The organism is Gemmatimonadota bacterium, from assembly GCA_016720805.1.
GTDB lineage: Bacteria > Gemmatimonadota > Gemmatimonadetes > Gemmatimonadales > GWC2-71-9 > Palsa-1233.
The window spans coordinates 241463-258617 of the sequence record JADKJZ010000001.1; the positions used below are offsets into that span (position 1 = coordinate 241463).

At 67.9% G+C, this 17155-nt stretch carries 22 protein-coding genes; 8 read left to right on the forward strand and 14 right to left on the reverse strand.

Going from position 1 to position 17155, the window contains the following annotated elements; translation table 11 throughout:
- Window positions 1-69 precede the first annotated feature (69 nt).
- Together IPP98_01115 and IPP98_01120 are read left to right on the forward strand one after the other, a co-directional pair.
- On the forward strand, window positions 70-1371 hold the full coding sequence (locus tag IPP98_01115) for an alpha-L-fucosidase (protein ID MBL0177711.1): 1302 nt from the start codon (window positions 70-72) through the stop codon (window positions 1369-1371).
- Window positions 1372-1445: 74 nt separating this feature from the next.
- On the forward strand, window positions 1446-3590 hold the full coding sequence (locus tag IPP98_01120; protein MBL0177712.1) for a TonB-dependent receptor: 2145 nt from the start codon (window positions 1446-1448) through the stop codon (window positions 3588-3590).
- An 84-nt stretch (window positions 3591-3674) separates the two neighbouring features.
- On the opposite strand, the gene IPP98_01125 is transcribed toward IPP98_01120, so the two are convergent.
- Window positions 3675-3935 (reverse strand): YggT family protein, encoded by a 261-nt coding sequence (locus tag IPP98_01125; GenBank protein ID MBL0177713.1) that lies wholly within the window; start codon window positions 3933-3935, stop codon window positions 3675-3677.
- Window positions 3936-4111: 176 nt separating this feature from the next.
- Here IPP98_01125 and IPP98_01130 point away from each other — a divergent pair, with 176 nt between their 5' ends.
- On the forward strand, window positions 4112-4762 hold the full coding sequence (locus IPP98_01130) for a hemolysin III family protein (GenBank protein ID MBL0177714.1): 651 nt from the start codon (window positions 4112-4114) through the stop codon (window positions 4760-4762).
- A 65-nt stretch (window positions 4763-4827) separates the two neighbouring features.
- Entirely contained in the window at window positions 4828-5208 is a 381-nt protein-coding gene (locus IPP98_01135) for a TIGR03987 family protein (GenBank protein ID MBL0177715.1), read from the forward strand.
- A 15-nt stretch (window positions 5209-5223) separates the two neighbouring features.
- On the opposite strand, the gene IPP98_01140 is transcribed toward IPP98_01135, so the two are convergent.
- A complete protein-coding gene (locus tag IPP98_01140) occupies window positions 5224-5565 on the reverse strand; it encodes a hypothetical protein (protein MBL0177716.1) in 342 nt (113 codons plus the stop codon).
- Between the two features lie 272 nt (window positions 5566-5837).
- Between IPP98_01140 and IPP98_01145 the strand changes: the two genes are divergently transcribed.
- The 4 genes from IPP98_01145 to IPP98_01160 all read left to right on the forward strand — a co-directional run bounded on the left by IPP98_01145 (window position 5838) and on the right by IPP98_01160 (window position 7950).
- The gene (locus IPP98_01145; GenBank protein ID MBL0177717.1) at window positions 5838-6185 is read left to right on the forward strand and encodes a hypothetical protein; all 348 of its coding nucleotides are present in this window, start codon (window positions 5838-5840) and stop codon (window positions 6183-6185) included.
- 82 nt (window positions 6186-6267) lie between these two features.
- Entirely contained in the window at window positions 6268-7305 is a 1038-nt protein-coding gene (locus IPP98_01150; protein MBL0177718.1) for a hypothetical protein, read from the forward strand.
- Window positions 7306-7396: 91 nt separating this feature from the next.
- A complete protein-coding gene (locus IPP98_01155) occupies window positions 7397-7792 on the forward strand; it encodes a hemerythrin family protein (GenBank protein MBL0177719.1) in 396 nt (131 codons plus the stop codon).
- Window positions 7789-7950 (forward strand): hypothetical protein, encoded by a 162-nt coding sequence (locus IPP98_01160; protein MBL0177720.1) that lies wholly within the window; start codon window positions 7789-7791, stop codon window positions 7948-7950. The genes IPP98_01155 and IPP98_01160 overlap by 4 nt, the downstream gene beginning before the upstream one ends.
- Window position 7951: 1 nt before the next feature.
- On the opposite strand, the gene IPP98_01165 is transcribed toward IPP98_01160, so the two are convergent.
- From IPP98_01165 to IPP98_01220, 12 genes are all read right to left on the reverse strand, one after another.
- Window positions 7952-9151, reverse strand: coding sequence for an EAL domain-containing response regulator (locus IPP98_01165; GenBank protein ID MBL0177721.1), 1200 nt, complete (start codon window positions 9149-9151; stop codon window positions 7952-7954).
- The gene (locus IPP98_01170; protein MBL0177722.1) at window positions 9148-9468 is read right to left on the reverse strand and encodes an Hpt domain-containing protein; all 321 of its coding nucleotides are present in this window, start codon (window positions 9466-9468) and stop codon (window positions 9148-9150) included. The genes IPP98_01165 and IPP98_01170 overlap by 4 nt, the downstream gene beginning before the upstream one ends.
- A gap of 217 nt (window positions 9469-9685) precedes the next feature.
- Complete coding sequence (locus IPP98_01175) at window positions 9686-11386, reverse strand: type II/IV secretion system protein (GenBank protein ID MBL0177723.1); 1701 nt, start codon at window positions 11384-11386, stop codon at window positions 9686-9688.
- Window positions 11387-11510: 124 nt separating this feature from the next.
- The gene (locus IPP98_01180; GenBank protein ID MBL0177724.1) at window positions 11511-11987 is read right to left on the reverse strand and encodes a YaiI/YqxD family protein; all 477 of its coding nucleotides are present in this window, start codon (window positions 11985-11987) and stop codon (window positions 11511-11513) included.
- A 52-nt stretch (window positions 11988-12039) separates the two neighbouring features.
- Window positions 12040-12420 carry an EAL domain-containing protein gene (locus tag IPP98_01185; GenBank protein ID MBL0177725.1) on the reverse strand — a complete coding sequence of 127 codons (381 nt, stop codon included), beginning with the start codon at window positions 12418-12420 and terminating at the stop codon, window positions 12040-12042.
- On the reverse strand, window positions 12393-12710 hold the full coding sequence (locus tag IPP98_01190; GenBank protein ID MBL0177726.1) for an EAL domain-containing protein: 318 nt from the start codon (window positions 12708-12710) through the stop codon (window positions 12393-12395). The genes IPP98_01185 and IPP98_01190 overlap by 28 nt, the downstream gene beginning before the upstream one ends.
- The gene (locus tag IPP98_01195; GenBank protein MBL0177727.1) at window positions 12694-13989 is read right to left on the reverse strand and encodes a diguanylate cyclase; all 1296 of its coding nucleotides are present in this window, start codon (window positions 13987-13989) and stop codon (window positions 12694-12696) included. The genes IPP98_01190 and IPP98_01195 overlap by 17 nt, the downstream gene beginning before the upstream one ends.
- A gap of 184 nt (window positions 13990-14173) precedes the next feature.
- Window positions 14174-14983, reverse strand: coding sequence for a M48 family metalloprotease (locus tag IPP98_01200; GenBank protein MBL0177728.1), 810 nt, complete (start codon window positions 14981-14983; stop codon window positions 14174-14176).
- Entirely contained in the window at window positions 14980-15639 is a 660-nt protein-coding gene (locus tag IPP98_01205) for an OmpA family protein (protein MBL0177729.1), read from the reverse strand. The genes IPP98_01200 and IPP98_01205 overlap by 4 nt, the downstream gene beginning before the upstream one ends.
- A 45-nt stretch (window positions 15640-15684) precedes the next feature.
- Window positions 15685-15900: a hypothetical protein gene (locus IPP98_01210; protein ID MBL0177730.1), complete on the reverse strand. Its 216-nt coding sequence runs from the start codon at window positions 15898-15900 to the stop codon at window positions 15685-15687.
- 39 nt (window positions 15901-15939) lie between these two features.
- Window positions 15940-16194, reverse strand: coding sequence for a GlsB/YeaQ/YmgE family stress response membrane protein (locus IPP98_01215; GenBank protein MBL0177731.1), 255 nt, complete (start codon window positions 16192-16194; stop codon window positions 15940-15942).
- A gap of 176 nt (window positions 16195-16370) precedes the next feature.
- Window positions 16371-17048 (reverse strand): response regulator transcription factor, encoded by a 678-nt coding sequence (locus IPP98_01220; protein MBL0177732.1) that lies wholly within the window; start codon window positions 17046-17048, stop codon window positions 16371-16373.
- Between the last annotated feature and the right edge of the window lie 107 nt (window positions 17049-17155).

Below are 17155 nucleotides of genomic sequence, written 5' to 3' on the forward strand. Positions count from 1 at the left end.
GCCTTCGCGGTACGTTTGCAGGATCGGTCCTTCTTCCACGGCCCGTTGCCCTCGCCATCGAGACGTCTCATGCCCCGTCTGCGCTCGTTCGCGCTGCTGTCGATGCTGGTCGCCGGCTGGCCACTCCCGGCGCAGGAGGTCGTGCCCGCTGAGCGACTCGCGGCACGCGAGCGGTATCGCGATGCCGGCTTCGGGATGTTCATCCACTGGGGCGTCTACTCCCAGTTGGGCCAGGGCGAATGGGTGATGAACAACCAGAAGCTCGCCATCCCCACCTATGAGTGGCTGGCTGGCACGTTCAATCCGGTGAAATTCGACGCGAAGGCGTGGGTGGGGTTGGCCAAGGCCGCCGGGGTGCGCTACATCACCATCACCTCGCGGCATCACGACGGCTTCTCGATGTTCGCGACGAAGGCCAACCGCTACAACATCGTCGACTGGACACCCTTCCGCCGCGATCCCCTCAAGGAGCTGGCCGACGAGTGCCAGCGGCAGGGCATCGTGCTGTACTTCTACTACTCGCAGCTCGATTGGCACCACCAGGACTACTTCCCGCGCGGCGGGACCGGCGGCAGTTCGGGGCGGCCGGATCGTGGCGACTGGAACGCCTACCTCGCGTTCATGAATACGCAGCTGACCGAGTTGCTGACCAACTACGGGCCCATCGGCGGGATCTGGTTCGACGGCATGTGGGACAAGAAGGACGCGGACTGGCAGTTGGCGACGAGCTACGCCCTGATCCACCGACTGCAACCCTCTGCCCTGATCATCCCGAACCATCACATCGCGCCGTTGCCCGGCGAGGATGTGCAGACGTTCGAGCAGGATCTTCCCGGCGCCAACAGCGCGGGCTTCAACACCAAGACCATCGGGGCGCTGCCGCTGGAGACCTCGCTCACGATGAATGGCGCGTGGGGCTACAACATTGCGGACCAGAACTGGAAGTCGACGCGCACCTTGATCGGGTACCTGGTGCGAGCGGCCGGGGCGAACGCCAACCTGCTCCTGAACATCGGGCCGCGCCCCGACGGCACCGTGCAGCCGGAGGCGGAGGAGCGACTCCGGGCGGTCGGCGCGTGGCTCGGCCGCTACGGCGCCTCCATCTACCAGACGCGCGGCGGCCCGGTGTCCCCGCGTCCGTGGGGGGTCACCACGCAGCGCGGCGACTCGGTCTTCGTGCACATCCTGGCGTGGCAGGACCGGGTGCTCGCCGTCCCGGACTTCGGGGCACGGGTGCTGCGCGCCACGACCTTCGAGGGTGCGGCAGTGCCGTTCGTGCAGGGTCCGGCAGGAATCACCCTGACGCTGCCCACGGCGGCCGCCGAGAGCCCCGATCAGGTCGTGGTGCTGGTCACGGCCAAGCGCCCCTGAGGCAGCGTTGGCGGGTGCAACCTGCGGCCCCCGACCTGCGTATCGGGGGTCTCACCTTTCCTTTCGGAAGTCTCATGCATCGCTCGGTTGTCCGCGGTCCGGCCACGCCTCTGTTGCTCGCAGCGATCTTCACGCTGACCGTCCGTCCCGCGGCCGCACAACGTCCGGCGACTGACTCGGTCTATCGACTCCCCGACATCACCCGCTCGATTCGTCGGGACAGCCTCGATCGGCTTCGCTTCGCTGGGGCCATCTCGCAACTGCTGCTGGATCAGTCGGCCGGCGTGTCGGGGAGGCTCGATCAGGCCTTCCTGCTGATCCCTGGGGTGCTGGCGCAGTCGCGCTCGGGTGGCGTCGATCTGCGGATCACGATCCGCGGCTTTGGGGCGCGCGGTGCCGGCGATCGCTCCAACGCCGGGACGATGCGCGGCGTGCGCGTGATGATCGACGGCTTTCCGGAGACGGAGCCCGATGGCCGGACCGCGCTCGACCTGATGGACCTCGGCACGGCGACGTCGCTGCAGGTGCTGCGCTCGAATGCGTCGGCCACGTGGGGCAACGCCGCCGGTGGCGTCATCTCGCTCTCGACCCTGCCGTTGGCCGGTGACCGCGATCCGAGCACGCAGGTCACGCTGGGCGGCTTCGGGCTGCGTCGCTCGGTCACCCGCTACGCCGCCTCGGTTGGCGGGAGCACGATCTACGGCGGCTTGACGCGGACGGTGCAGGATGGCTGGCGGAAGAATTCGAATGGCGCACGCAGCCTGCTGAATCTGGGCTTCGCCGGTGCCGTGGGCGCCAACACCTCACTGCGCGTCCAGGCCCTCGGGGCCGTGAACCAGTACAACATCCCCGGGCCGTTGACCGCGGCGCAGCTCGCGGCCGATCCGCAGCAGGCCAACGCGACCTACCTCACGCGGCGCGAGCGACGCGACAATCAGACGCTCCGAATCGGATCGGAGGTGGTGCACCAGTTCTCCGATCGTCTCGCCGTCGCGGCCAAGGCCTTCGTCACGCCGAAGCACCTCGAGCGCTCCGAGCGCGGGACGTATCGCTTCTTCGACCGCATCCATCGCGGCGGCTCGCTCCTGGTCGAGGACTTTCTTGGCACCGCGGGGACGCTCTCGGCCGGTGTCGACTTCGCGCGGCAGGATGGTCCCGCCCACTTCTGGTCGTTGACGGCGGCCGGCGAGCAGGGGACCACGCTCTCCGCCTCCAAGAATGAAAAGGCCACCAACACCGGCGTCTTCGTGCAGCATGGCGTGGCGCTCGGTCAGCGACTCTCGCTGACCACCGGCTTGCGGTACGATGCGATCGACTACGGTGTGGACGATTCGCTGGCGCCAAAGCTGAATGCCACGCGCCGCTTTTCGCGCGTGACGCCAAAGGTCGGCCTCTCCCTGCAAGTCGCACCAGCCGCTGCCTTCTATGCGTCCCTCGGTGGCGGCGTGGAAGCGCCGGCCGCGAACGAGACCGATGCGCCAGGAACGTTCGGCCAGGACACGGTGACGGGGATCTCGCCGCTGCTCGCGCCGATCCGCAGCACGACGGTGGAGGTCGGCTACCGGCAGAGCGTAGGCGCCCCGACCGGACTGCTCCTCGGGATGAGCTACGACCTCGCCGCCTACCAGACCAAGGTGCGCAACGAAGTGGTGCCCTATCGGGGCGGCCGATTCTATTTCACCGCCGGACGCGCCCAGCGGCGCGGCCTCGAAGCCTCGGCGCAGGCCGCCTTCCGGGGTGGTGTGGGCGTGAGCGTGAGTGCGGCGCTGCAGGATCACCAGTACACGCAGTATGAGGTCGACTCGGTCCACTACGGAAAGCCAGGTGCTTCCGCGGACTATTCCGGCAATGATGTGGTCGGGGTCCCTCGGGCGCTCCTCGGTGGTGAGCTCCGGCTCGACCCGGCGTTCGTTCGGGGTGTTCGCGTCTCCTTCGGGGCCCAGCGCGTTGGCGAGTATTTCGCCGATGACGCCAACCGCGTCGTCGTCCCGGCGAGCGTGACGGCATCGCTCTCCGTCGCGACGCGCGACGTGATCGCCATCGGCGGTGGGCTCGGCATACGCGGGTCGGCGACCGTGGCCAATCTCTTTGATCGCACCAATGTCGCCTCGGCGTTCTTGAATCCCGATCTGGTCGGTGGGCAGCCGGCGGCGTTCGAACCCGGGCTGCCGCGGCACCTGATCATCGGGATGTCGCTGGAGTGGCTGCGCGGGAAGTAGGCCTTCGGGATCCGCTCCTCGGCAAGCGCACGGGCGGCAGACCTCATGGTCTGCCGCCCGTCGTCGCATCGGCACCTTGCGGCGCTAGAGCGTCGTGCGGCGGTAGACGATCACGTGCAACAGGCGGTTGATCGCGAGGTGGAGCAGGCCGTACACGAACAACGCAATCAGGATCGGAATCGCCAGCGTGAAACCGTCGGCGATTTCGGGACTCTCGACGATTCCCCGGAATGGCGCGTAGAAGGGATTGGTCGCGCGGTCGACGAACTGCACGAAGCCGGAGCTGCCGCGAGCGTCGAAGAAGACCAGCAGCACCCGCAGGAAGAGCAGCGAGTATAGCAGCATGAAGGCGTAATCGATGAACTGGGCGCCAGCCCATGGCGCCTGGCGGGGGTCGAGACCTCGACCGGTTCGGCATTCTCGATGTAGATCGGCACGGGTGACACTCCGTTGGAGACAGCCGGGGGACGAGTGGTGCCAAGGTCGCCACACAGGCCGCGCCGGCGACGCTATCTTCCGCCATGCCCTCGCACCGCCCACAGACCCGCCGAGAAGAAGTCGCCAACGCGCTGACCCACGGGACCGGCCTCGCCCTCTCGCTCGTCGGGTTGCCGATTCTCGTCCTCGTTGCCGCACGCCACGGCGACGTGCGGCAGGTCGTCGCGTGCAGCATCTTCGCCACCACGCTCGTGCTCCTCTACGCGGCCTCCACGGCCTATCACGCGGTGCACGGCGATCGGGCCAAGCAGGCGCTGCGCGTGGTCGACCACGTGGCGATCTACCTCCTGATTGCCGGCACGTACACGCCATTCGTCTTCGGACTCCTGCGGGGCGTGTTGAGCTGGACGCTGCTCGGCGTCGTCTGGGGGTTGGCAATCTTCGGCATCCTCTACAAGACGCTACTCGGCTTCCGCTTTCCCCGACTCTCGACGGCACTCTACATCGGGATGGGGTGGCTGGCCGTCGTGGCGATCCCCCCGCTGGCCCGCGCGATGCCACCGGCCGGGCTGGCCTGGTTGATTGCCGGCGGCCTCTGCTATACCGGGGGCGTGATCTTCTACGTGCGCGGGCATCGGCCCTACCGGCATGCCGTCTGGCATCTGTTCGTCCTGGCCGGCAGCGCCTGCCACTACGCCGCCGTGCTCGGCTATGCGACCGGGGTCGTGCGGTAGGCGCGCGCCAGCCAGGAGCGCGCGTAGATTGCGGAGCCCCCAGGCGTCGGTGAACGGAGTGACAGATGCCCGCCATGATTCGCGCGGCGATGCTGCTGATGGTGACGGCCCTGACATGCTACACCGTCGGTGTCTGGGGGGAACGCCTGGCGCAGCGCCTCAAGCCATGGCACGCGATGTTGTTCTGGTGTGGCTTTCTCGCGGACACCACGGGCACCGAGTTGATGCGCCGGCTCGCCGGTGGCTTCACGCCCTCGCTGCACACCGCCACCGGATTGCTGGCACTCCTTCTCATGCTCGGCCACGCCGTCTGGGCCACCATGGTGCTTCGCCGCCGGGATGACGCGGCGCTCCGGGCGTTCCACCGGATCAGCATCGTGGTGTGGGCCATCTGGCTGATTCCCTTCCTCAGCGGGATGGTCGTCGGGATGCGGCGCGCGGGCTAGCGCGCCGCCCAATCGCTACTGCGTCTTGCGCTTCGCCTCGATCAGCACGGCCCCGCTGTGGCTGCCGAAGGTGTAGGCCGATTGAAAGGTGCCCTCGACGCCGACGCGTGCGCCGACCCGCGGGGTTGACCCGAGCTTCTTCGTGACCACCAGTAGCGTCCCGGTCCCGTCATTCACCTGGTAGCCCCCGAGCCCCAAGGCGCCGACCGATTGGGTCACCTCACCGGCGATCCGGACCGTCTTGCCATCGTACTGGCCCGGGTCGTCGAGCAGCGACTGGATGGTCTTGGCACCCGGGCAGGCGGCGAGGGCCAACAGGGCGAGCGTGGCGACGGGGAGCAGGGTGCGCATGCGCATCGGACGGCCTCGAGGGTGTGGGTGGAGCAGTCGGCGACTGGCGCTGGCCAATCATGCAAGGAGACGAGGAGCCCACGGGGCCGCGCACAGCCGCCGATCCCTCCGAACGATCAGGCCGGAAATCGCTCTCCCGAGCGATACTCGCTCACCGACCAGTGCGCGACCTTTGAGGGTGGCCGGGTCGCGCCGCCTACTGTGCGCAGTTCGGCGCGACCCGGCGTCCCAAGGGTATCACCATGCCAGACCGTCCGACTCTTTTCCGGAGTGCCATCATGTCACCACTGCGCATCGTCCTGAATTCAATTGCCCTTGCCTTCGTTCTGGCAGGTGGGGTAACTGCCCAAGGGATCACCGCTCCTCCCGCCAAGGTCGCCGCACCGTTCGTGGTGACTCCGATGCCTGCCCGGCTGGCGGCGCCATCTGCAGCGGCCGCCGTGGCAGCCGAGTTGGTGGCCGATGCCAGCGCGCCATCCGTCGCTCTGGCGGCTCGCAGACAGTCGAGCACCCTGATGATCGTGGGCGGGGCCGCGATCGTGACCGGGCTCCTGCTCGATGAAGGTGTGATCACCTTCGTCGGCGCCGGTGTCTGGCTCTACGGATTGTACCTCTACCTGCGGTAGCGGCCCGGTTGATGCACGGGATGGGGCGGAAGAAGGTATCCGGGTGCCCGGATGCACCTCGCCACCCTCAACGGAGCATCCCGTGCCATCCAGTGTCCGGAATGCCATGGTCACCCTCTCCCTGCTTGCCGCCTGCGGCGGGGGGACGGGCACCGGGCCTGACTCCGAGGGCGGCGTGCAGCCCCCGCCGAACGGGGTGGCGCAATTCACCGTCTCTCCACTCGACCTCGACCACATCCCATTGCTGGTGCCGCTGGGTCATCTGGCGCCGCCCGGGCACGTCCTCCCGACCGATCACGTCTATTTCTACCAGGTCAACTTTGATCAGCGGCCGATCGTGCCGTCCACCGCGGTGCGCCCGGTGTACGCGCCCGCCACCGGCGCCGTGAATTTCATGCTCCATCAGGCCAGTGATGACTGGAAGGTGCAGTTTATCGCGACCAAAGACTTTTCCTTCTACATCGACCATCTCCAACCACTCCCGACGCTCAAGGTCGGATCGATCGTGCAAGCTGGCGAACAGATCGGGACCACCAATCCCGGTGGCTCGCTCGACCTCGGCGCGTACGACCTCCGCACCACGCGACGGGGCTTTCTGGTGCCGGCGCGGTACTCCGACCAGTCGCTTCACTGTGTCTCGCCGTGGGCCTACTTCACCGAGCCGCTCCGCTCGGCGATGTACGCCAAGATGCGCCGCCATCCGGCCGTTGCCGACAAGGACGGGCAGATCGACTTTGATGTCGCCGGGCGATTGGTCGGCAACTGGTTTGAGGAGAGTGTCCCGGTCGATCAGACCGCATCGGGCCCGGCGGGGTGGCCCAAGTCACTGGCGTTTGTCTTCGACGAAGTGGATCCCCGCGTGGTCCGCATTTCGATCGGTGGCACGGTGGCACCGCCAGGAATCTGGGGCATTCCGGCCGATGCGCCCGCCCCGGCGACCGTCTCCGTCGCCTCGGGGTTGGTCGCCTATCGGCTCATGTACACCGAGAGCACCAGCATCCAATACGGGTTGATGCTGGTCCAGTTGACCGCCGACGACCGGCTCATGGTGGAAGTCTTCGTGGGGAATCAGCAGGGCAGTGGCGCGTTCACCGCCGCGGCGCGAGTCTACCGCCGGTGACATCCGTTCGGCACCACTGGTTGGCAATCGGGGAGGGACCGGGTACCATCACAGGGGACGTCCGATGGACCACCACCAGGGGTGACGCAGGATGAAATGGTCCGAGGCATTCGCGACTGGCGACCGTCGCATCGATGACCAGCACAAGATGCTCTTCGCGATGGCCGCCGATTTCCGGGACGCGCTCGACGAGTCGCGCGGCGAGCGCGTGTACGCCGGCTTGTTGCAGTCGCTGGAGCTGTATGTGGTGAGCCACTTCTCGTACGAGGAGGGGTGCATGGCGCGCTTCGTCTGCCCGGTCGCCGCCGATAACCAGGTGGCCCATCGCCGCTTCATCGGAATGCTCGAGGAGTTCAATCTTCGCCACGCCGAGCGCGGATTCGACCCCGCAGACGCACGGAATCTGGTGGACACCCTCGAGGGATGGCTCGCCGATCACATCTGCCGGATCGACGTCAAGCTCCGCCCCCATGTGCCGGCCGCATGAGCCGCCTCTTCTCGTTTCTCGGCATGACGATCGGCGGCTGGCTCGGCTGGTGGCTGGGGTCGCTGGCGGGGATCTTCACGGCCTTCATGGTGAGCATGGTCGGGACGGCGCTCGGCATGTACTACGGCAGGAAACTCGCCCAGCACTACCTCCCGTGACCTACGCCGCGCCGACCAGCTCGGCGCGGCGCCCTTCCCACTCCGCCGCCCACGGCACAATCTCGCGACCAGCCATCGGCCGGGCGATGAAGTAGCCCTGCGCCAGGTCGCAGCGCAGCGCCCGAAGCAGATCCCAATCGTCCCGGTCCTCGACCCCTTCGGCCACCGTCCGAATCTTCAGCTGGCGGGCCATGCTCAGGTTGGCCTCGAGGATCGCGCGGTTCGCGCTGTCGCGGTGCGCGCCGTGCACGAAGCTCCGGTCGAGTTTGAGTTCGTCGAAGGGGATGTCGCGCAGCTGCGCCAGTGACGAGTGCCCGGTGCCGAAGTCATCGATGGACAGCCCGATGTGCTTCAGGCGGAGGCGCGTGAGGATGTCGAGCGCCGCGAGGGCGTTCGTCATCAGCCGACTCTCGGTCACTTCGAGGACGAGCTGCGCCGGCGGGACACCGGCGGTCGCCAGCGCCCGCGCGACGAAGTCGGGAAAGTCGAGCGCGCCGAGGTTGTCCATGGAGACGTTGACGCCGATGTGCACCCGCAGCCCGGACTCCTCCCAGGCACGCGCCTGGCTCAGCGCATGGCCAAGCATCGAGCGAGTCAGGTCGTCGATCAGGTGGTGCTCCTCCGCCAACGGCACGAAGTGCTCCGGTCCGACCAACCCATCCTCGGGATGTTGCCAGCGTACCAGCGTTTCGATCCCGACGACGTGGCCAGTGGCCAGCTCCACTTGCGGCTGGTAGGCGTTGACCAGTTCCCCCCCCATGATCGCCTCCAGCAGGCGGACGGGGGAATAGTCGCGGCGTTCCGGTCGGGGTGAGCGCTCCGTCGGTCGCGGCAGCTCCTCGAGCAGCCGCTGCAGTTGATCGGGCATCACCGGCTTCGGGAGCGCTCCGCGGACGTCGAGGTTGTGTGCCCGCGCCAGCTTCCCGACCGTCTCGATGATCCGGCCGTCCTCTGCGCTGATCAGGATCACCGATCCGGGGAAATGCAGTTCACCGAGGTGCCGGACAAACTCCACGCCGTCCATCTCCGGCATCTGGAGGTCGAGCAGGATCACGTCGACGACGTGCACGTCCTGCTGAAGGAGCGCCAGTGCCTCGGTTGCGCGTTCGTGGGCAAGCACTTCCGTGAAGCCCAGTCGCCCCAGTTGGTGGGTGATCAGCCGAAGTGCGAACGGCTCGTCGTCAACGGCCAGAATCTTCACGCCGTCCCCACCAGGCGGTCGATGGCCGCTTCGACGGCGGCGACGGCGCGCTCGAGCGCGGGGTACATCGCCGCCACCGCAGGCGCATCCCCGTCCGTGGCCGCGACCTCGATCCGGGCACACAGCTCGCCCAGGCCAGCGGCGCCGATGGCGCGTGAGGAGGACTTCAATTTGTGAGTGGCCCGGCCGATGGCGACCAGGTCGTCGGAGGCATGACCACCGCGGATGTCGGTCATGATGACGCCGGCGCTGGTGCGATATTGGAGGAGGAAGTCCCGGACAATCTCGGGCTCACCCCCGACCAGTTCCTCGAGCACTCGTACGTCGACGATCCCCGCTCGATCGCTGGTGTCTGCTGTGGATGGCGGGTCTGATGCTGGCTCGCCTGGGGATGGCCTCCAGTGCATGCAGCGCTCCGGGATCGGTTCGACCTGATCGGCTGGGACTGGCCGCTGAAAGGGGCCAACTGAAAGGTATACCCCCACCGAGCAACGGGTGGCACCACCGCCACCCCGTCATGCCCGGGCGCTGGACTCAGCGTTCCGGCGCGAGGCGCTCCGGCGGCAGCATGGTCCGCAGTTCGCCGAGTGGAATCCGCCCCTCGTCGACCAGCATCAGCGCGTGGTCGCGGAGCGGCAGCAGTCCAGCCTCGAGCGCCACGACGCGCAACTCATCTACCGTCGCGCCGCGGGCGATGGCTTGCCGCAGGGCCGGAGAGGCGGGCAGGTACTCGATCGCCGCGATCCGTCCGTAGCAGCCTGTCCCCCGACAGTGCTCGCATCCGGTGCCCGCGAAGAAGTGCATCGTGGATGGGACGCCATCGGGAAAGATCTCGTCGAGGATGGCCTGCGGCGGGGTGGCCGACGCACGACACCCCTCGCAGACGCGCCGGGCCAACCGCTGCGAGAAGACGGCCAGCAACTCCGATCCGATGGAGTTGCGGTGCATGCCGAGGTCGACCAATCGCTGCACCGCATCGACGGTGTCGTTGCAGTGCAGGGTGGAGAGCACGAGGTGCCCGGTCTGCGAGGCACGCAGCGCTTCGAGAGCGGTCTCGCCATCACGAATCTCGCCCAGCAGGATCACGTCGGGATCCTCGCGAACGAAGGCGCGCATCGCACTCGCAAACTCGAACCCGATCTCCGGCTTGACCTGCGTCTGCTGGATCCCGTCGAGGGCATACTCGATCGGGTCCTCGATGGTGATCACCTTCCGCGTCGCATCGGCCGCGAGCAGCTGCAATCCGGCATAGAGGGTCGTGGACTTGCCGGAGCCGGTCGGGCCGACGACGAGAATGAGGCCGCCGGGGGATTCGAAGAGCCGCCGATAGGTCTTGGCGATCTCGGGCGGAAAGCCGAGCTCGTCCACGCCGACGATCGTGGTGTCCTGCGGCAGCAACCGCATGACCACGTGCTCGCCATGGAGGCAGGGTTGGGTCTGCACGCGGAGGTCGAAGACCTGCTTGCCCGAGCGGGTGACGAAGCGCCCACCTTGTGGCAGGCGATGCTCGGCGATGTCGAGGTCAGCGCGCACCTTGATGACATTGACGAGACCCATGCGCTGCAAGTCGGTGAGGCGATAGTGGGTCAAGTCCCGCAGATCCCCATCGACCCGAATGCGGATCCGGGTCTGCCCGCGATACGTCTCGATGTGAATGTCGCTGGCCCGCTCGGCCACCGCATCCAGCAACAGCCCGTCCAGCAGCCGTTGCGCCGATTCGGTCGCGACCGGATCGGCGAAGAGCAGGTCGGCGGCCTGGCGCTGCGTCGGAGCGGGTTCCTGCGCTTGTCCGGCTTGCTCCAGGTTGATCGCCATCCGCAGCCGGCGCAAGTCGGTCGGGGTCACGACAATCCGGCTGACTTGCTTGGCGCCGAGTGCCGCGCCGAGCTCGGGGACCAGGATCAGCGGGTCGCTCGTGGCGACGACGAGGTCGTGGCCGTCGAGTGCGATCGGGATGACCTTGTGGAACTCCTGGAAGCGCTGTGGCACGGCACGGGCCAGGGCAGGGTCGATGCGAGCGAGGAGGTCATCGCTGTTCTGGAACGGCAGCCCGTGCAGGGCGGCGAGCGCCCGATAGACGTCGCGCTCGTCGGTGATGCCGTGGTCGATCAGCACCTCGCCGAGTCGGTGGTGACTCGCCTTCCCCTCAGCCGCTGCTGCGGTCAGTTCAGCGCTCGTGGCAAGTCCGGCATCGAGCAGTGCATCGCCGAGTCGCTTGTGCGGCGTCTCCGTCATGGAATCCTCTCCAGTCGCTCAGTGCCCCACGGTCGATCGCCCTCCCTCAATAATACCGGCGCTCGAGATGTGCTGCACCGTCGCGGCCCGCAATGGCCACAGCGCGGATCGGGATTGTTCCGCGTCAGGGTGCGCGCCGTCGCGTGAGGGCACGATCGAGCGCCGCGGCGAAGGCTTGCTTGGCGCGTTGGTCGAAGGGCGGGGGACCGCCGGTGAGCACGCCCGCGCCCCGGAACGACTCCATCAGGTTGCGGATCGACAGTCGCTCGCCGATCGTCTCCTCGGTGTGCTCTTCGCCGCGCGGATCGAGGACCGTAACGCCTGCCGGAACGAGACGCGCGGCGAGCGGGATGTCCTGGGTGACGACGAGGTCACCGGCCACCGCATGGGCCACGATGTAGTCGTCGGCAACGTCGGCGCCGCCGTCGACGCGCACCGCCGTCACCTGCGGATTGCCCGGGGGGGTGTCGAGGCGTTGATTGGCGACCAGGATCGTGGGGAGGCCGAGTCGCTTCGCCGCGCGAAAGACGATCTCCTTCACGTCGCGAGGCGTGGCATCGGCATCGATCCAGATGGTCCGGGCGGCGGCAGGGTCCGGCATGGCGGCTCCGGCGGGAGGGGGGGCGCGCGCCGAAGCAAACCCGCGACGCGTCTCAGTGCCGCAACTGGATCTGCGGGACCGCCACCTCGCCGTCGAGGTCCACCAACGGCTGCGCCGGGGCGACCGCATCGCCCTTCACGTACCGTACCCCCATGCTGCGCAGCTTGCCCAGCACCGCGACGTCGTCCACGTCCTCGGCGATCGTCGCGATCCCCATCGCCGTCCCAAGCTGACTGACGGCTTGGACGATGGTGTGGTAGACCAGGTCGTTCGGGATGCCGCGGATGTAGTGACCGCTGATCTTGAGGTAGTCCACCGAGAGCGCCTTGAGGTGCGTGAACGCGCTCAGGCTGCTGCCGAAATCCTTGATCGCCACGGAACAGCCGAGGGCCCGCAGGCTGGCGATCAGGCGCACCGTCTCGCTGAGGGCCATAGGCGGCGGCCTCGCTGACCTCGAAGCAGAGCGTCCGCGGGCATGCTGTGGTCCAGCAAGCAGCCTCGCAGCATCGGGAGCAGCGCGTCGTCGGCCAGCGAAGCCATCGAGAGCGGCAGCGAACAGAGGGGAAGCTCGCGACCCGGGTTGCCGCGTCGCCACTGGCTCATCAGGGTGACGGTACGGCGGATGACCCATTGATCGATGGCGGGCTCCAGTCGGGCACGCTCCGCCTCGGCCGCGAAGGTGTCGGGCGTCTCGAGGCCACCACGCTCACCTGGGAGGCGCAACGGATTCGCAGGGGGGCGGGGGCCTGCCCGGGCTGCAACGGCACGATGGCCTGCGCGAACAGGACGAACCGATCCTCGGCCAGGGCGCGGGCGAGGCGTTCGGCGCCGCGCCCTGCAGTCGGCCGACCATCCCGGCCATTGGTGCGAGTTGGCCGACGTGCACCCGATTGCCACCCTGCTCCTTCGCGGCATAGCACGCGGCATCGGCGGAACGGAGCGCCGCGGTGAGCTGCGTGTCGTTCGTCGTGATCGGCACCAGGCCGATGCTGACTCCGAGCGTGAAGTCCCGCTCGCCCCATTGGAAGCGCAACGCCTGCACCGCCATGCGGAGGGACTCGGCCACCTCCTCGGCCTCGCCGATGGCGCAATCCTCGAGCAGCACGCCGAACTCGTCGCCCCCGAGCCGCGCCAGGGTGTCCCGCTTCCGCATCCGGCCGCCGAACAGCCCCGAGATCGTCTTGAGCAGCGCATCCCCCGCTTCATGCCCGCTGGTGTCGTTGACGGTCTTGAAGTGGTCGAGGTCCATGCAGCCCAGGACGTGCGCCACCTCGTCCTTCGGGTGGTCCGCGGCATGGCGCAGCACGCGGCTCACCTGGCGCTCGAATTCCGCGCGGTTGGTCAGGCCGGTCAGGCCGTCGTGCGTCGCATCGTGGGAGAGCCGCTTCGAAGTGCGCCGACGCTCGCTGACGTCGTGGTACACCAGCACCACGCCGGTGGTGAGACCGTTGCGGTCCAGAATAGGGGCGGCGGAGTCGCCGATGGCCACCTCGGTGCCGTCGCGGCGGAGCAGCAGGATGCCTTCGGGCATGTCGATCGACCTCCCCTCGCGCAGGCAGCGGACCACCGGGCTCTCCATCGGTTGCCGATTCGCGTCCGAGATCAGGTTGAGGACAATGTCGATTGGTTCACCGAGCGCCTGCGTGCTCCGCCAGCCGGTCAGTCGCTCCGCGACGGGATTGATGTAGGTGATCCGGCCGGTGAGGTCCGTGGTCATCACCGCATCGCCGATCGAGTCGAGGGTCGTCAGGGCGTGTTCCTTCTCCCGGAGGAGACTCTCCTGGGCCCTTCGCCACGCGGTCAGGTCCCGAACGGAGATCAGCGTGAGTCCCTCGACCTGAGCACCGATGACGGCGCGCGAGATCTCGACGGGGGATTCGGTGCCATCATGGCGCCGAGCCAGCAGCGTGACCGGGGTGGGCCACCGATCGGTCGTGGCATCGGCATCCGCGGCCGATTCGTCAGGCCACAGCTCGAGGACGCGCTGGAAACGCGCCGGCACGCACCGCGCCATCGGGGTCCCGATCAGCTCGCCGGCGGGCCAGCCGAAGAGCCGTCCTGCCGCACGGTTCTTGGCGACGATGATCCCTTGTCGTCGACGATCAGCATGGCGTCACGGGTTGCATCGAGCAGCTCCTGCCAGCCTGCCCGCAGCCTGCTAGACTCGGGCTCGGGCTCGGGTGCGCTCACGGCGTCTTGACGGCCGGGGAGGGAGGAAGCGCGAGGAGCCGCCGGCGAAAGGCCTGGAAGGCGGTGGTTTCCTTGGTCAGGCCGCGCAGCGCACTCGGGGGATACGCGGCGATCAGCGCCTCGGTGGCCGTGACACGATCCGCCGCGAGTGGGTGCGTCAGGAAGAAGGCTTCCAGGGCGCTCGGGTTGCGTTGCTGCTCACTCAGCAGGATGCGGAACATCCCCGGAATGCCGCTCGGGTCGATTCCGGCCTTGATCGTGGTGGCCACCGCCTCGGCATCGGCCTCCGACTCGTCACTGCGCGAAAACTTCGCAAAGAGCGCGCTGCCGCCGAGGTTGATCGCGGCCTGGCCGGTCCCGCTGTCGCAGACCTTGGTCAGGGTGCAGAGCAGCGAGACGCCGGTGTTGGCGCCCTGGGCCTGTTGCATCTGCTGCACCGAGTGCCGCCGGGTGACGTGCCCGATCTCGTGCGCGAGCACGCCGGCGACCTGGCTCATGTTCTCGGCCCGCTCGATCAGCCCGCGATTGACATAGATCCACCCGCCCGGCACCGCAAACGCGTTGACTTCACGGCTGTCGACGACGGTGAAGTGCCAAGTCAGGCCGCGCGTGTCCGTCGCGGCCGCGAGCTGTTCGCCCAGTTGCGTGATATAGCGCACGACCTGGGCGTCCTTGACCAGCGGCAGTTGGGAGGCGATCTGGGCGCTGTAGTCATTGCCCAGCTGCACTTCCTGCTGCTGCGAGATGGCACAGCCGGCGCTTGCCATCGCCATCCACGCGACCGCGGTGGTGCGCCAGGAGATCACTGTTGCCCGCCGGCCTTCGCCCGTGCCGCCGCGTTCGCGAAGATGGCGACTTCGACCCGGCGATTGGCGGAGCGCCCAGCTTCGGTCTCATTGCTCGCGATCGGCTCCGACTCGCCGAGGCCGCGGGTCGCAATCCGACCACTGCTCACGCCCTGTGAGGTCAGGTACCGTGCGGCCGCAGCCGAACGCCGCTCCGACAGCCCCTGGTTGTACGCCGAGGACCCGACCTGGTCGGTATGACCGATGATCACGAGGTCGGTGTCGGGGTACTTGTCGAGACTTCCCGCAAGCGCGCGGAGGTTCGACTGCGCCTCCGCCTTGACCACGTCCGAGTCGAAGTCGTAGAGGAGTCCTGACGCGAAGGTGACCTGGATCCCTTCGCCGACGCGCTCGACCGTCGCCCCGGGGATGTTCTGCTTCAGTTCCTGCGCCTGCCGGTCCATGCGCGCGCCGATCAGCGCGCCGGCGGTGCCGCCGACCACCGCGCCGATGATGGCGCCCTTCGCGGTCGAGCCGGCCACCTTGCCGATCACGCCGCCGACGACGGCACCGCCCCCGGCCCCGACCGCCGCACCAGTGCGGGCGTTGGTGGCGCAGCTGGCCAGGGTGGCGACACTCAGGAGCGACAGGACGGTACCATGGATTGAGCGGGTCATGCGGGCCTCCTCGGCCAGGTCATGGATGGATGGGCAGGGTGGTGATCAACCACGTTGGCGCATGCCGGCCGCCACGACCACGACGCCCGCGACGATGGCGATGCCACCCACCCAGGGGGGAATGGTCTGCTGGTCGTCGGCCGTCAGCTTCACGTCGCCGACCTTCAGGACATCCTTGCGTGTGGTGAAGGTGCCGCCGCGGATCAGGAGGAAGGCACCGACGCAGATGAGGGCGATGCCGAGCAGGCTCAGGGGGCGCATGAGGAACCTCGGGTCGAAGGAGAGATCGGCCGCGCCAGCCTAGGCTCGGCGCGGGCGCAGGGCGCGGAGCACCAGCAGCAGGACCACCGCGCCCACAAAGGCGACGAATACGGTGCCGGCAAGCCCACGAAACGGTGTCACGATGCCGAGTTGGCCGAAGAGCCAGCCTCCGACGAAGGCACCGACGATGCCGATCACGATGTCGCCGAGCAGGCCGTAGCCGACCCCGCCCACGGCGAACGATGCCAGCAGCCCCGCCAGGAGGCCGACGACGAGCCAAGCAACGATGTCCATGGGAGACGTCCTTTCGCGTGACGTTGACACCCCCGTGCGGGGGCGGGACGAGGTCAGGCGGTTGGGCCTGGCCCCGTTGAAGGCGTGCGTGGACCCCCAAGGTAGGGGTTGGCACGCGGAACGACCATCGGCCAGACGGCGGGATTTCGGACTAGATCCCGCCTCGATCCGAGGGACTACTCCGGCCCCGGCATCGAGGGACGACGATCGAATCCCCGCGTGAAGGCCGCCACCTCCAGCCGAGTGCGCAGGGCCAGCTTCTCGAGGACGTTGTGGACATGGCTCTTGACGGTGTGCACGGCGATGTGCAGCCGTGCCGCGATCTCCTTGTTGCTGAGCCCCTCGCCGATCAGGTCGATCACCTGGCGCTCGCGCTCGGTCAGGCCGACCGCCTCGAGCAGCCGGGGCTTTCCCTTCCGGATGGCCAGCGCGGCGATCTGGCTGAAGAGCGACGTGGTGAGTTCCGGCGGGAGGATCTGCTGTCCGGCGGCGACGCCTCGAATCGTGGCGAGGAAGTCCTCGAACGACGCGTCCTTCATGATGAAGCCGGAGGCGCCGGCCGTCACGAAGTCAGCGACATCCTCCTGCGCAGGGAGGAGGCCCATGACGATCACCTTCGCCTCGGGGACCTCCTGGTGCACCGTGCCGGTGACGCGGAGCGAGTCGTGGTTTTCGAGGGAGAAGTCGAGCAGGACGACGGTCGGCTTGGCGTCGCGGACGGTCTGGAGGGCGTCGTCGATGTCGGCCGAGGCCGCGAGGACGAGGAAGCCGGGCTGCTTGCGAATCAGGACCGCGAGACCTTCACGAAGGAGACGGTTGTCGTCGATCAGGACGACCGAAATGAGGTCTGTCACGGGTGCCGCCTGGCTGGGTGCTCCACCTGCAGCATCGGTGCGCGGGAGCGCACAGGGATGCAGAAGGAATGATAAGACCCCGCGTTAATATTGTCAAGTTGAAATAT

Excerpts from the sequence above, each read along its gene's own strand:
- IPP98_01120 (MBL0177712.1), top strand. The coding sequence starts at position 1,446 with ATGCATCGCTCGGTTGTCCGCGGTCCGGCCACGCCTCTGTTGCTCGCA.
- IPP98_01155 (MBL0177719.1), top strand. The coding sequence starts at position 7,397 with ATGAAATGGTCCGAGGCATTCGCGACTGGCGACCGTCGCATCGATGAC.
- IPP98_01210 (MBL0177730.1), bottom strand. The coding sequence starts at position 15,900 with ATGCGCCCCCTGAGCCTGCTCGGCATCGCCCTCATCTGCGTCGGTGCC.
- IPP98_01130 (MBL0177714.1), top strand. The coding sequence starts at position 4,112 with ATGCCCTCGCACCGCCCACAGACCCGCCGAGAAGAAGTCGCCAACGCG.
- IPP98_01135 (MBL0177715.1), top strand. The coding sequence starts at position 4,828 with ATGCCCGCCATGATTCGCGCGGCGATGCTGCTGATGGTGACGGCCCTG.
- IPP98_01115 (MBL0177711.1), top strand. The coding sequence starts at position 70 with ATGCCCCGTCTGCGCTCGTTCGCGCTGCTGTCGATGCTGGTCGCCGGC.
- IPP98_01215 (MBL0177731.1), bottom strand. The coding sequence starts at position 16,194 with ATGGACATCGTTGCTTGGCTCGTCGTCGGCCTCCTGGCGGGGCTGCTG.
- IPP98_01205 (MBL0177729.1), bottom strand. The coding sequence starts at position 15,639 with ATGACCCGCTCAATCCATGGTACCGTCCTGTCGCTCCTGAGTGTCGCC.
- IPP98_01145 (MBL0177717.1), top strand. The coding sequence starts at position 5,838 with ATGTCACCACTGCGCATCGTCCTGAATTCAATTGCCCTTGCCTTCGTT.
- IPP98_01160 (MBL0177720.1), top strand. The coding sequence starts at position 7,789 with ATGAGCCGCCTCTTCTCGTTTCTCGGCATGACGATCGGCGGCTGGCTC.
- IPP98_01140 (MBL0177716.1), bottom strand. The coding sequence starts at position 5,565 with ATGCGCATGCGCACCCTGCTCCCCGTCGCCACGCTCGCCCTGTTGGCC.
- IPP98_01185 (MBL0177725.1), bottom strand. The coding sequence starts at position 12,420 with ATGGCCCTCAGCGAGACGGTGCGCCTGATCGCCAGCCTGCGGGCCCTC.
- IPP98_01125 (MBL0177713.1), bottom strand. The coding sequence starts at position 3,935 with ATGCTGCTATACTCGCTGCTCTTCCTGCGGGTGCTGCTGGTCTTCTTC.
- IPP98_01180 (MBL0177724.1), bottom strand. The coding sequence starts at position 11,987 with ATGCCGGACCCTGCCGCCGCCCGGACCATCTGGATCGATGCCGATGCC.
- IPP98_01175 (MBL0177723.1), bottom strand. The coding sequence starts at position 11,386 with ATGACGGAGACGCCGCACAAGCGACTCGGCGATGCACTGCTCGATGCC.